Raw genomic sequence first — 12,323 nt, forward strand, 5'->3', positions numbered from 1 at the left:
CCTCGTCCGGTGCCTGCGAGCCCGGCGCACGAGCGCAGGCCGCCTCGCACGACGCGGTGGTGGCAGGGCGAGGAGGCGGCGGAGGACACGCGGTCCCCCGGTCGCCCCCGACCGTGCCGTGCCGCTACCCGCCGGCGGTTCCCAGTGTCTTCCAGAATCCGTCGAGCCAGGTCAGCGTGTCCCGCATGACGTAGTGGCCGGCGTTGGGGCGCAGCGCCGACAGGAGGAAGGAGCGGGCTCCCTCGGAGGGGAGCCCCAGCACGGTGATGCGGGGTTCGACGCTGCCGTCGGCGCGGACCGGATGGAAGTCCGCACTGAGTTCGAGGCCGCCGGGCACGAAGTCCTCCCCGTCGGCCGAGGCGTTGCGCCACAGCCGGACCGTGCCGCTGGCCAGGAGGTTGCGGTAGAGGGGGAGGATGTCCGCACGCGGGTCGAACGGGTGCATGCGGGCGTCGACCAGGACGTCGACCGGCCGCACGAACCCGGTGTGCGGACCGTCCACGACGACGCGCCCGGTCGGCTCATCGGGGCGCACGCGCGCCTCCGGGCCGGCTCCCACGTCGAGCAGGCCGTGGTCGATCAGCGCCACGATCTTCGCCATGATCTCGGGGGCGGCTCCGTTGGCCAGCCGATTGTGGTGGCGTACGTAGCGGTTGAGGAACGTCCGCTGGGAGACGGCGGTCAGCCCCGCGTCGTCCACCGCGTACGAGATGACCGAGCGCAGGTCGCGCCAGACTCCGTCGGAAGCCGCCTTGTGCGGGTTCAGCCGGTTTCCCTGGCGCGCCCAGCGCTGGTCGCGGCCCATGAACTGCCGTACGGCGTCGCGGAACCGCCGCGGACCGGGCTGCGGGCTCACCGGGGCGACGGCGTCGTCCCAGCTGAACCGGTTGGCGGTGACGGCGCTGTCGAGGGCGGACGGCGAGGTGCGACCGTCCAGTGCGAGCTTCGGCGGCCGTGCCTGGTCCAGACAGTGCCGCACCTCCAGCTCCGCGTCCGCCCCGAAGACCACCCGGGTCCAGTGCAGCAGCACCTCCCGCACGGGCCAGGACACCGAGGACTGGGCCTCGGCGGCCGTGCGGGTGCCGCGCAGCACCGCGTCCAGGACCTCGGTGAGCTGGTCGACCGCTGTCTCCAGCCTCGCGACCAGGCAGTCGCGGTCCGTGCCGGAGGCCAGGGTGCCGGACAGGAACGCGAGGTAGTCCGGCATGACCCGCTGGGTCAGGAGCATGGTGGCCCCGGGACCGAACAGGGTGACGTAGTACAGGTGGGCCATCTCCAGGATCACCAGCGGCAGTACGTCCTTCTCGAAGTCGAGCTGCGGCTGCCGTTCGGTTTCTCCGCCCGGGTAGGGGCTGCCGACGTTGGCCCGGAGCTGGCGCACGGCTTCGTGCGTGAGGAAGGTGCCCTGGTGGTCACCGGAACCGTCGCTCGGCTTGTGGTTGTCGGGCCGGGCGAAGGTGAACAGGCCGGATCCGCTGAAGGCGACGATGCCCGCCGGCTCGGCACCACTGGGCCGGTACACCAGGCCATCGCCCGGCACCGGTTCGAACCGGCCGCCGCGTCCCTCGGTCAGGTGGAGGATGGCGTCGATGGCGGTGAGGCCCATGCCCACGCAGCCCACGACCTTCTCGGGGCCGCAGCGGTCGGGGCCGAGCCGCCGGTCCATCGGATACGGATGGGCGACATGGTGGGCGCCGCCGAAAGCGGCGCACTTGGCGAGCCGCCGTCCGGTCGGGCTCCGCTCCGGGTCGTGGTGGGAGTGCCCGGTGAGCAGCAGCACCTCGTCGGCGGGGTGGCGCTCGCCGTCGGCGGTCACGACGGTGAGCCCGTCCTCGCACGACTCGACCTCCACGACCTCCGCCTGGTGCAGGCGGAGGCCGGCCGCGGGGTGGCGGCGCAGGTCCTCGGCGAACGTGTCGAACATGTCGCGCAGGGCGAGCCCGTGCACGTACCGCCTGGGCCAGTCCTCCGGTGCCAGGTCGAAGTCCGGGTCGCCGGTGGCCTCGAAGCGGCTGCGGCACCACTCGTGGAGGGTGGGCCGCTCCGCCGCCGGTCGCAGCGGCCCGGCCCCGGCGACGGTCTCGTCGGCCGCGAAGCTCACCTGGGAACCGATCCGGTTGAGGTAACTGGTCCGGGCCTGTGCGGGGCTGTGCGCCAGCCCCGCGCCGAACTCCCCGGTCCGTTCGAAAACCGCTACCTCCAGCCCCTGTCCGGGGCCCAGCCTGCCGATCGTCGCCGACAGCCGCTCCAGGGCGTACGTCGCCCGCGGGCCGCCGCCGACGAGGGCGAGCCGATAAGGGCGCCCGGCCGGCGCGGCCCGGCCCGATACGTCAGGGGTGGTCACCAGTTACCTCATTCAGTCAGGCGGAATCGGTTCAGACTCGGGACGGGAGGAGAGCGGCCAGCACGACGAGGAAGCGGTCGATGTCCGACTCCGTCATGCCGCCCATGGTGGACAGCCGGAAGAAGTCCCGGGCCAGCCGCTCCTGGGCGCTGTAGATGACGAACCCTGCCGCTCGCAGCGCCCGGTGGAGTTCGGCGTAGCTGCTGTCCGCGGGGATGCGCACGGCGGTGAGCCCTGCCGCGCGCTGCCCGGGCGGCAGCAGGAGTTGCAGGCCGAGCGCCTCCAGGCCGGTGCGCAGCCGCTCGGCGAGGGCGGTGTAGCGGGCGTGGCGTGCCTCCCACCCTTCGGCGAGCGCGAGATCGAGCGCCGTGTCGAAGGCGTAGTAGGCGGGGATCCCGGGGGTGAAGGCGGGGGCCGCGGCCTTTTCCTGGGCGGTGTAGTGCCGGTAAAGGTCCAGGTAGTACGTGCGTCCCTGGGCGCCGCCGAGCCCTTCGAAGGCACTCCTCGCCGCGCTGACGAAGGCGAGGCCGGGGGCGCCTTCCAGGCACTTGTTGGCGGATCCGGCGAGCCAGTCGATGCCGTCCCCGGCGAGGGAGAGGCGTTCGGCACCGATGGTGCTGACGGCGTCGACGATGACCTGGCAGCCGTACGCGTGGGCGATCCGGGCGACCGCGGCGACATCGTTGAGCATGCCGCTGCTGGTCTCGTGGTGCACCACGCCGACATGGGTGAGCTCCGGGTCCGCGGCCAGCGCCGCCTCGACCCGTGCGAGGTCGAGGGCGGTGGCCCAGCCGAATGCGAGGCGACGGGTGCGGATGCCGTGGGCGGCCGCGATGTGCTTGAAGCGCTCGCCGTAGTGGCCGTTGTCGAGGACGAGCAGCGCGCCGCCGGCGGGTACCGCCGAGCTGATGGCGGCCTCCACCGCGCTCGTACCCGACCCGGTCAGGATGACGGAGGTGTGCTGCTCGCCGCCGCCCGCGACCAGCGTGGTCTTGTGGCGTACCCGGGTGAGGAGTTCGGAGAACTCCGGCTCGCGATGGCACATGTCGGGGCCGGCGAGTGCCGCGCGGACCCGGTCGTCGGTGATGACCGGCCCCGGGTTCATCAGCACCAGCCGGGTGTGCGGGGCGCCGTTGACGTCGTTCACCGGGAGACCGCCTCCATGAACCGGGCCGCTGACTGTGGTGGGCGCAGGGCCGGGCGGCCCAGGCGCGGGTCGGAGCCGGAGGCGATGCGGACCCGGATCAGCTGTGGGCCACCGTCCTGCTGCGCCTGCCGCACCGCGGCACGCAGCCCGCGCGCATCGGACACGTCGTACGTCGCCCGGTAGCCGCAGGCCGTCGCGATCGCGCAGAAGTCCACTCCGGCCGACGCGGTGGGCTGACCTCCGGTGGACTCGTACGCCTCGTTGTCGAGCAGGATGTGGGTGAGGCCGGTGGGCTTCTGGCGGCCGACGGCGGCCATCGCCTCCAGCCGCATGAGGGCGGCCCCGTCCCCGTCGAGGACGGCGACCGGGCGTCCCTCGGTGTACAGCGCGACGCCGAGCGCGACGCTGGAGGCGCACCCCATCGACCCGACGACGTAGAGGTTCTCGGGCCGGTCGAAGTCGCGTTCCAGTTCCCGGGCGGTCTTGCCGGTGGTCGCGACGAGCAGGGTCCTCGGATCCATCGCCTCGACGACCTGGCCGATCGCCTCGGCCCGCAGCATGAGCCCGGGGTGGCGGGCCGCGGGTTCGGCGGTGGGGTGCGGGTAGGGGGAGATGGCGCCCTTGGGAACGACGAAGGCGAACGGCAGGCCGGTCGCCGCCATGTGCTCGGCCGCCGCGTCGAGGCGCTCGGCGAAGCGGGCGGGGTCGTCGGGGAGAAGCTCGTTGCGGATGCCCATGGTGGTGAGCAGGCCCGGGGTGATCTCACCCATCAGCTCGTGCTGCGGCTCGTCCGGACTGCCGGGGCGGCCCCGCCAGGTGACGAACAGCAGCACGGGCAGGCGAAGGGTGTGGCAGAGCGACGTCAGCGGGTTGACCGTGTTGCCGAGCCCCGAGTTCTGCAGGATGACGACGGGACTGCGGCCGGCCAGGTGCGCGCCGGCCGCGATGGCGACGGCCTCGCCCTCGTTGGCGGCGATGACGTAGTCCTGCGGGTGCTCGGCCTCCAGGCAGGTGATGACCGGCCCGAGGAACGAGCAGGGCACTCCGGTGAACGGGCCGAAGCCGCGCTCGCGGAGCAGGTCCACCACGGCACTGGGCGCGAGACCGGCTGTGGTCGCGGTGGTCAACGGACCTCCTCCTGACCGGTGAGCAGTCCGGCGGCGTGTTCGGCGTCGGCCACGGTGCGCAGCTCCATCCACCCGGAGCCGATCTCGACGGCGCCCACCTGGTGGCCTCCCTCGACGAGGTCTATCAGCAGGTCGGCGAGGGTGGCGGTGCTGCCGTTGGCGCGGCGCTTGTCCGCGGCCTCGCGCAGCGCGGCGAAGCCCTTCGGGGAGAACACCGCGGCACCGGCGAACTCGCCGCAGGCGTCCTGCCCCCCGACACCGGTGACCCGGCTGCCGTCACCGGTGGACAGCCTGCGGCCCTCGTGCGCGCGGGAGTCGAGGTGCAGCGGCACGGCGTCGGCGCGGTGTCGTCCGACGGCCACGTCCGCCAGGACGGTCACATCGCCGCCGGCGGCGAGCAGCCGGGTCAGCGGCTCGCTCTGGACGTACGCGTCGGAGGAGAGCAGCAGCGTGGCACTCGACTGGCTGGCGGGCAGTTCGAGGACGGCACCGGCCGCGTCGGTGTGCCCGGCGAGCACCGCCGTGTCCTGCGGACGCTGCGCGGGCAGGTCCCCGGACGTGGCGAGGGACACCGATTCGATGCCCGAGCGGCGCAGCTCCGCGGTCTGCCGGTCGAGGAGGACCGCCGTGTGCGCGGAGGGCGCCTCGGCACCCGGTACGACGGCGGCGCGCGCCCGGCTCTCGAAGGGGGTGATGAACTCGGCCTCGTGGCGCTTCTGCGTCGCCATGCCCTGCAGGTCGAAGACGGTGGCCAGCGGAGCGATGCGGTCCTCGACGCCGGTGGTGCGGTCGTGCCGCAGGATCGTCCGGAAGGTGTCGTCGACGGCGGTGATGCCGGCTCGCAGACCGTGGTTGGCGTAGATCACCAGTTTGGCGCCCGCCTCGCCGAGTTCGGTCGCGGTGATCGTGTGGTACGTCGTGGGGACGACCACCACGGGGGTGGGCAGCTGCCACTCCCGCAGGAACTGCAGGACGGGTTCCGGGGAGGCGCCCTTGGCGTGGATGAGCACGGCGTCCGCTCCGGCCTTCGCGTAGGCCTCGCCCCGGCGCAGTGCCTCGTCCATGCCCCAGCCCGCGATGAGCGCCTCGATGCGGGCGATGACCATGAGGCCCGGGTGGCGCTGGGCTTCCTTGGCCGCCGCGAGCTTGCCGCAGAACTCGCCGACGGGGGCGAGTTCCTGCCGACCCGGTATGAAGCTGTTGACCTTGGGGAAGCGTTTGTCCTCGATGGACACCGCGGCGATGCCCGCCGCCTCGTAGCGGCGGATCATGTTCATCACGTTGTGGGCGTTGCCGTACCCGGCGTCGCAGTCGGCGACGACGGGTACGTCGACGGCGGCGGCCATCGAGGCGGCCACGCCCAGCAACTCGCTCATCGTGAGGATGTCGGTGTCGGGGACGCCTTGCGAGGCGGAGACCTCCAGGCCGCTGGACCAGACACCGTCGAACCCGGCACGTTCGGCGAGCCGGGCTCCGAGCGGGTTGTGGGCGCCGGCGATACGGACCACGCCGGGCCGTGCGAACAGTTCGCGCAGACGGTCCGCCGCGGAGCGGACGCTCACCGGACTTGCTTCTGTCGTCGCGGCACTCATGCCGATTCTCCTAGTGCGTGAGGGGGCGGCGCAGCGTCGTTGGGGCAGCCCACCGGGTGTGGTTTCGGTGTGGTTGACGGGAGGAGGGCCCGGGGGGCGGGCCGCCCGGTCACTGGTGCTTCGCGGTCTTCCCCGGACCGATGGCGAGACCTGCCAGGGCTCCCGCGGCGGCCACGGCCGCGGTGGCCAGCAGCGCGTACTGCATGCCCTCCAGGAAGACCGACCGGCTGACCCGGGCCAGGAGTTCCTGCGCGGCGCCGGGCAGGCCGAGGTCGGGGGACAGCCCGACGGCAGCCTTGCGGGCGGCCGCGTCGGCTTGCTCCGGGGACAGGGCGAGACCCTTGGCGGCGAGCCGTCCGGACAGCACCGACGCGGTGTGCGCGGCGATGACCGTGCCCGCGGTGGCGACACCCAGGCTGCCGCCGATCTGCATGGCGGTCTGTTGCATGCCGCCCGCGACGCCCGACAGTTCCATCGGAGCGCTGCTCATGACGAGTTTGGTGCCGCCCACCATGACCGGGCTGAAGCCGACGCCCAGGAGGAAGAAGTAGAGCGTCATCTCCACGGTACCGGTGTGGGCGTCCAGTTGGGCGAGCGCGGCCATGGCGGCAGCGATGGCACCGAGCCCCAGGACGACGGGGGTGCGCGGGCCCGAACGGCTGATCCACAGGGCGGCCGGGGGCGCACCGACGATCATCAGGAGGGTCAGCGCCAGCACCCGTACGCCCGACTGGGCCGGGGTCAGCCCGAGCACGTTCTGCAGGTAGAACACCAGCACGAACGGGGCGGCGACCATCACGAAGCCCATGACGACCATGGTGAAGACGCCGACGGAGAACCGTACCGACCGGAAGATCCGCAGGGGCACCAGCGGGTCGGCCGCACGCCCCTGCCACCAGACGAATCCGGTGAGGAGTACGGCGGCGGCCGTCAGCGCGAGCAGGGTGACGGTGTCCGCCCAGCCGCGGTGCGGGACTTCGGCCAACCCCCAGACGAGCGAGCAGAGGGCGCCCGCGAGGACCACCGTGCCGGTGACGTCGAACCTGCCGACGGCGCCGTCGGCGCGCACGTCGCGCAACACGGTGAGCCCGAGTACCAACGCGATCGCGCCGAGCGGCACGTTCAGGAAGAACACCCAGCTCCAGTCGGCGTGTTCGACGATCAGGCCGCCGACGACCGGGCCCGCCGCCGTGGACGCCGCGATGACCGCGCTGCGCACGGCGATCGGCATGTTGAGCCGCTCGGCCGGGAAGGCGCTGCGCAGCAGCCCCAGTGTGGCCGGCTGCATCAGCGCGCCGAAGGCGCCCTGGGCGATGCGCAGACCGACGACCCAGCCCAGGCTCCCGGACAGTCCGATGGCCACCGACGTCGCGGTGAACCCCGCGACTCCGGCGAGGAAGACGTTGCGGTGGCCGAAGCGGTCACCGAGCCTTCCCGCGGTGATGAGCAGCGCGGCGACGGTCAGGAGGTAGCCGTTGGTCACCCACTGGATGCCGGTCAGGTCGGCCCCCAGGGCGTCCTGCATCGCGGGCTGGGCGACGGCGACGATCATCCCGTCCAGCGAGACCATCATCGCGCCGACCGACAGCGTGATCAGGGTCAGCCACGCGTGTCCGCGCACAGTTCGCCGGGCCGGCCGGGCAGGCTGCCGCTCGGCCGGCCCGTCCGGGCGCGGCCTCGGGCGGAGGTCCTCAGTCATGCGAGAGCTTCACTGGTCCTCCCGGCGCCGGCGTCGGCCTGGCCCGGCCCGCCGTGGCCCTGCTCCGGGGTCCGTTCCTCGGCGGGCTTCCAGCCGGGCGGTCCGAAGACGTAGGCGAGCTTGTGCCTGACGGTGCGGGCCTGGCGCACGTCGCGGAACATGGTGGCGAACTCGTGCACCTGTACGTGCCAGATGCTGTAGCTGTCGATCTGCTTGGTCAGACCGTACGTCGGGCGCTGCACCTCGGGCTGGAAGGTGCCGAAGAGGCGGTCCCAGATGATCAGGATGCTGCCGAAGTTCTTGTCGATGTACTCGGGTTCGGTGCCGTGGTGCACGCGGTGGTGGGACGGCGTGACGAAGACGTACTCGATGAACCGGGGCAGCTTCCCGATCTTCTCCGTGTGGGAGAACAGCCCGTACAGCAGGTGGATCGAGTGCATGGAGAAGACGAGGGCGGGGTGCACGCCGAAGAGGGGCAGCGGGAACCAGATCGCCTTCTCGAACCACTGCGCCCACTTGCGGCGCAGCGCCGTGGAGAGGTTGAAGTACTGGCTGGAGTGATGGACCTGGTGACCCGCCCAGATCAGCCGGATGGCGTGGGAGGCCCGGTGGTAGACGTAGAGCAGCAGCTCGACGGCGAAGAAGACGAGGACCAGGGTCATCCAGTTCGTCGAGGACAGGTGCCACGGGGCGAGGTACTCGTAGACGAGCAGGTAGAGAGCGAGGGCCAGGGTGCGCAGCAGGGTGGAGGAGATCAGCGAGCCCAGGCCGGTGAGGATGCTCGTCCGGTGGTCCCGCAGGTCGTACCCGGTCTGCTCCTCGTCGTCGCTGAACTTCATCGCCACCAGCTCGATGACGATCAGCAGTGCCATCGCGGGAAGGGCGTAGACCGCCGGGTCGTGCAGTCGGTCCATCACCTTGTCGAGCATCGGTAACTCCTCTGGATCATGCGCCCCTGCCGGATGTGTCCCGTGGCTTTACGGAAACGCCCCACGGTGCCTTCCTGTTGTCACTCGGAACCCTAATGCGGGCCCCTAAAGCGGAACTTAAAGATCGCCATTCCCGCCTGATTGGCGAGCCGTTCCCGGGTGGGCAAGTCGCAGACCAGCGGCTCCTTACCGGGTATTAAGCGGAGTTTTAGCGGCCGCCCTGTATGCTCACGTCGACCTGGTCGAATGGCGCGTATCGCGATTGCGGGGCGCATGAGAATTGAAATCTCCGGCCACATTCGTCTTCTCGCGGTGACCGAGCGCCGGCCCCTGCCGATCGTCTCCGCCTGCGACAGCCGCCCCATGAGAGGGAGCCGAGCATGCACTCCCCTGACCCCCCGGACGTCCTGGTGACCGGAGTCGGCGCCGTGAGCTGCCTGGGGCCGGGCACCGAGGAGTTCTGGGCCGGGCTCAAGGCGGCCGACAGCCGTCCGCACCCCGTGCCCGGACTGACCGAACGCGTTCCCGATGCCCTCGCCTACCAGGTGACCGCGGCGGGTCCGTGGTCGTCGGCCCCCGCCGGACGACGGGACCGGGCCACGGAGTTCGCGCTGCACGCCGCCAGGGAGGCGGTGGCCGACGCCGGCCTGACCGACGCCGAGATCACCGACATGGCCGTGGTGATCGGTACGGCAGGAGGTGCGACCGGGGAACGTGACCTGGGTTTCGGCCCGGACACCGCGGCTGGCCGGACGGGCGACTGGCAGCCCCTGTTCACGCTGTCCTCCGCGGTCGCCGACGCCTTCGGCGCGTTCGGCACCAACCTCAGCGTGAGCAATGCCTGCGCGGCCAGCGGCTACGCCCTGACCCTCGCCATGGGCATGGTGCGGCGGGGCGAGGCCGACACGGTGCTGGTCGGCGGGGCGGACGCGCTGGGCACGGTGCCGCTGTCCAGTTTCAGCCGGCTCGGCGCCAACGACCCCAAGGCCTGCCGCCCGTTCGACGAGAACCGCCGCGGCACCGTGTTCGGTGAGGGCGCGGCCATGCTCGTGGTCCAGTCCGCGCGGGTTGCCGGTGGCCGCCGCCGCTACGGCCGGCTGCGCGGCAGCGCCTGGAGTTGCGACGCCCACCACCCCACCGCGCCGGACCCCGAGGGCGGCCAACTGGTGCGGGTGGCGCGGGAGGCGCTGCGCGAGGCCCGGACCCGGCCCGAGGACATCGGCCTGGTCATCCCGCACGGCACCGGGACCGAGCAGAACGACGCACTGGAGTCCCGGGTCCTGCGTGAGGTGCTCCGGGAGCACCTCGACCGCGTGCCTCTGTTCAGCCTGAAGGCGTTCATCGGTCACAGCGCGGGCGCCGCGGCGGCGTTCGCCGCGGTCTGCGCCGCGCTGATCGCCCGGCACGGGCAGGCACCGGCGAACGTGCCCCTCGACCGGCAGGACGCCGGCTGTGACGTCTGGCTGCCGCAGCGGGGACCGACGCCGGTGCCCGGAGCGAACACCCTGCTGAGCGCGTACGGATTCGGCGGGGCCAACTTCTCAATGGTGTTCGGGGGTGACGCGCTGTGACAGGCCGGACCACGGTGGCCGAGGCCGTCGTCGCAGGCGTGGGGCTCGTGGTGCCGCCTGCCGGATCCACGCCCGGCACCCCCTGGTTCGACCACCGCACCCGGCTCGGGCCGCGCGGCTACAAATACCTTCCCGGTGCCTGCCAGTACCTGCTGGCCGCCGCTCGCGAAGCCATGACGAGCCCCGGGTGCGAGGACGGGACGGAACGTTTCGCCGCGGAACGGCGGGCGGCCGTCGTGGGCACGAACAGTGCCGTGGCCTCCCTGCACGCCGAGATCGAGGAGACGGTACGGCAGGACGGGATCCGGCTGCTCAGCCCGATGACCACCCCGTTCTTCTCGGTCAACCTGGTCGCCGCGAAACTGTCCACCGAGCACGCGATCAAGGGCTTCAACCTGACGCTGACCTCCGAGCGCGTCGCCGGTTTCGAGGCGCTCCACGTGGCGGCGCAGGAGCTGTCGGGTGGCCGCTGTGACGTCGTCCTCGCCGGAGCGACCGAGGCGGCCGACCCCTGGTGCGGCACGGCCGCTCCCGAGGAAGGCGCCGCGCTGTTCCTGCTGCGCCCGCGGGGGGCCGGGGCCACGGCGGACGGTGTGTCGCTGCGGACCGCCCTGTGCTTCCTGCCGCCCGCGGCGCTGGCGGGGGCACCGGGCCGTGAGCGCGCCCGCCACGCGGTGCGCGAGGCCTTGGACGCGCTGCACGCCGTCGGCCCGACCGCGTCGGGTCCGGCCTCCGTGCGGCTGGTCACCGACGCCTCGCCCGTGGCCGCCCTCGTCGAGACCTCGGTGCGCGCCTGGTGCGGCTCCCGGGTTGCCGTGACCACGGAGGTGTCCGAACCACGGGCGGGGGCGCTGGCGCCGGTGGCACTGCTCGCCCGGGCGCTGCGCGCGGACGGCCCCGGCACCCACGTGGTGGTCGTCGCCGGCCGCTCGGGCCACGCCGCTCTCGCGCTGATCCGGACACCGGACACCGCGGACCCCACCGCCCCACGGCCCTGAACCCCTGGAGCCGTACGGCGCGACCGGTGTGCGCACAGCTCGTGCCCGCACCGGAGTGCGTCGCCCGTCAGACGGACCCCGAGCACGGCATACGTGCACAGACCAAGAGGTGGAAATGCTGTCATCTGTCAAGGGAACGTGGTGCCTGATCCTCGGCGCCTCCAGCGGTATGGGCCGGGCCACCGCCCTGGCCATGGCGCGCGAGGGCGCGAACATCTGCGGCGTCCACTTCAGCACCGCCGCCCAGGAGGACGCCGTCGACGAGCTGGTCGCGGAGCTCCGTGACACCGGCGTCCAGGTGTCCTTCCACAACCGCAACGCGGCCAGCGCCCAGAACCGCGCCGAACTGGTCGCCGAACTCGCCGAGCTGACCGGTGGCCAGGGAGTGCGGGTGCTGCTCCACTCGCTGGCCTTCGGCAGCCTGCTCCCGCTCATCCCGCGGGACGGGGAACCCGACGTGATCACGCAGCGCCAGATGAACATGACCGCCGACGTGATGGGGCACAGCCTCGTCTACTGGGTCCGCGACCTGTACGTGGCGGGTCTGCTCCCCCGTGGTGCCAGTGTGTTCGCCCTGACCAGTCGCGGTGACGAGCACGCCATGCCGAGCTACGGCGCCGTCGCCGCCGCGAAGGCCGCGCTGGGGGCCCACGTCCGCCAGCTGGCCGTCGAACTCGCCCCGGCGGGCGTGTCCGTCAACGCCCTGCGGGCCGGCATGACCCCGACCCCGGCCATGCGGCGCATCCCGGGCAGCGACGAGCTCGCCCGGCGTGCCGCCGAGGGGAACCCGCACGGCCGTACGACGACGCCCGAGGACGTCGCCGAGGCGATCGTGATGCTCTCCGCCAGCGAATCGTCCTGGCTGACCGGCAACACCATCGCCGTCGACGGCGGCGAAGGCCTCGTCTGATCCGCA

9 protein-coding genes are annotated in these 12,323 nt (G+C 72.4%); 3 read left to right on the forward strand and 6 right to left on the reverse strand.

The features are described from left to right. Positions 1–124 precede the first annotated feature (124 nt). The 6 genes from IG05_RS0134870 to IG05_RS0134895 form a co-directional block, all read right to left on the reverse strand. The gene (locus IG05_RS0134870) at positions 125–2,344 is read right to left on the reverse strand and encodes an FAD/NAD(P)-binding protein (RefSeq protein ID WP_051790575.1); all 2,220 of its coding nucleotides are present in this window, start codon (positions 2,342–2,344) and stop codon (positions 125–127) included. Positions 2,345–2,375: 31 nt separating this feature from the next. After that, on the reverse strand, positions 2,376–3,491 hold the full coding sequence (locus tag IG05_RS0134875) for a pyridoxal-phosphate-dependent aminotransferase family protein (protein ID WP_234336146.1): 1,116 nt from the start codon (positions 3,489–3,491) through the stop codon (positions 2,376–2,378). After that, positions 3,488–4,618 (reverse strand): phosphonopyruvate decarboxylase, encoded by a 1,131-nt coding sequence (gene aepY / locus IG05_RS0134880; protein ID WP_234336147.1) that lies wholly within the window; start codon positions 4,616–4,618, stop codon positions 3,488–3,490. The genes IG05_RS0134875 and aepY overlap by 4 nt, the downstream gene beginning before the upstream one ends. Continuing rightward, on the reverse strand, positions 4,615–6,210 hold the full coding sequence (locus IG05_RS44160; RefSeq protein WP_063760120.1) for an isocitrate lyase/phosphoenolpyruvate mutase family protein: 1,596 nt from the start codon (positions 6,208–6,210) through the stop codon (positions 4,615–4,617). Before IG05_RS44160 ends, aepY begins: the two co-directional genes overlap by 4 nt. Positions 6,211–6,319: 109 nt before the next feature. Continuing rightward, a complete protein-coding gene (locus tag IG05_RS0134890; RefSeq protein ID WP_051790577.1) occupies positions 6,320–7,909 on the reverse strand; it encodes an MFS transporter in 1,590 nt (529 codons plus the stop codon). Next, positions 7,906–8,838 carry a sterol desaturase family protein gene (locus IG05_RS0134895; protein ID WP_063760121.1) on the reverse strand — a complete coding sequence of 311 codons (933 nt, stop codon included), beginning with the start codon at positions 8,836–8,838 and terminating at the stop codon, positions 7,906–7,908. The genes IG05_RS0134890 and IG05_RS0134895 overlap by 4 nt, the downstream gene beginning before the upstream one ends. A 380-nt stretch (positions 8,839–9,218) precedes the next feature. Between IG05_RS0134895 and IG05_RS0134900 the strand changes: the two genes are divergently transcribed. The 3 genes from IG05_RS0134900 to IG05_RS0134910 all read left to right on the forward strand — a co-directional run bounded on the left by IG05_RS0134900 (position 9,219) and on the right by IG05_RS0134910 (position 12,317). After that, on the forward strand, positions 9,219–10,409 hold the full coding sequence (locus tag IG05_RS0134900) for a beta-ketoacyl synthase N-terminal-like domain-containing protein (protein ID WP_030348093.1): 1,191 nt from the start codon (positions 9,219–9,221) through the stop codon (positions 10,407–10,409). Next, the gene (locus tag IG05_RS0134905; protein ID WP_051790580.1) at positions 10,406–11,407 is read left to right on the forward strand and encodes a beta-ketoacyl synthase N-terminal-like domain-containing protein; all 1,002 of its coding nucleotides are present in this window, start codon (positions 10,406–10,408) and stop codon (positions 11,405–11,407) included. Before IG05_RS0134900 ends, IG05_RS0134905 begins: the two co-directional genes overlap by 4 nt. A gap of 115 nt (positions 11,408–11,522) precedes the next feature. Next, on the forward strand, positions 11,523–12,317 hold the full coding sequence (locus IG05_RS0134910; protein WP_030348095.1) for an SDR family oxidoreductase: 795 nt from the start codon (positions 11,523–11,525) through the stop codon (positions 12,315–12,317). Positions 12,318–12,323: the final 6 nt, after the last annotated feature.

Source organism: Streptomyces sp. NRRL S-1022 (genome assembly GCF_000720135.1).
GTDB lineage: Bacteria > Actinomycetota > Actinomycetes > Streptomycetales > Streptomycetaceae > Streptomyces.

Excerpts from the sequence above, each read along its gene's own strand:
- IG05_RS0134900 (WP_030348093.1), top strand. The coding sequence starts at position 9,219 with ATGCACTCCCCTGACCCCCCGGACGTCCTGGTGACCGGAGTCGGCGCC.
- IG05_RS0134895 (WP_063760121.1), bottom strand. The coding sequence starts at position 8,838 with ATGCTCGACAAGGTGATGGACCGACTGCACGACCCGGCGGTCTACGCC.
- IG05_RS0134890 (WP_051790577.1), bottom strand. The coding sequence starts at position 7,909 with ATGACTGAGGACCTCCGCCCGAGGCCGCGCCCGGACGGGCCGGCCGAG.
- IG05_RS44160 (WP_063760120.1), bottom strand. The coding sequence starts at position 6,210 with ATGAGTGCCGCGACGACAGAAGCAAGTCCGGTGAGCGTCCGCTCCGCG.
- IG05_RS0134910 (WP_030348095.1), top strand. The coding sequence starts at position 11,523 with ATGCTGTCATCTGTCAAGGGAACGTGGTGCCTGATCCTCGGCGCCTCC.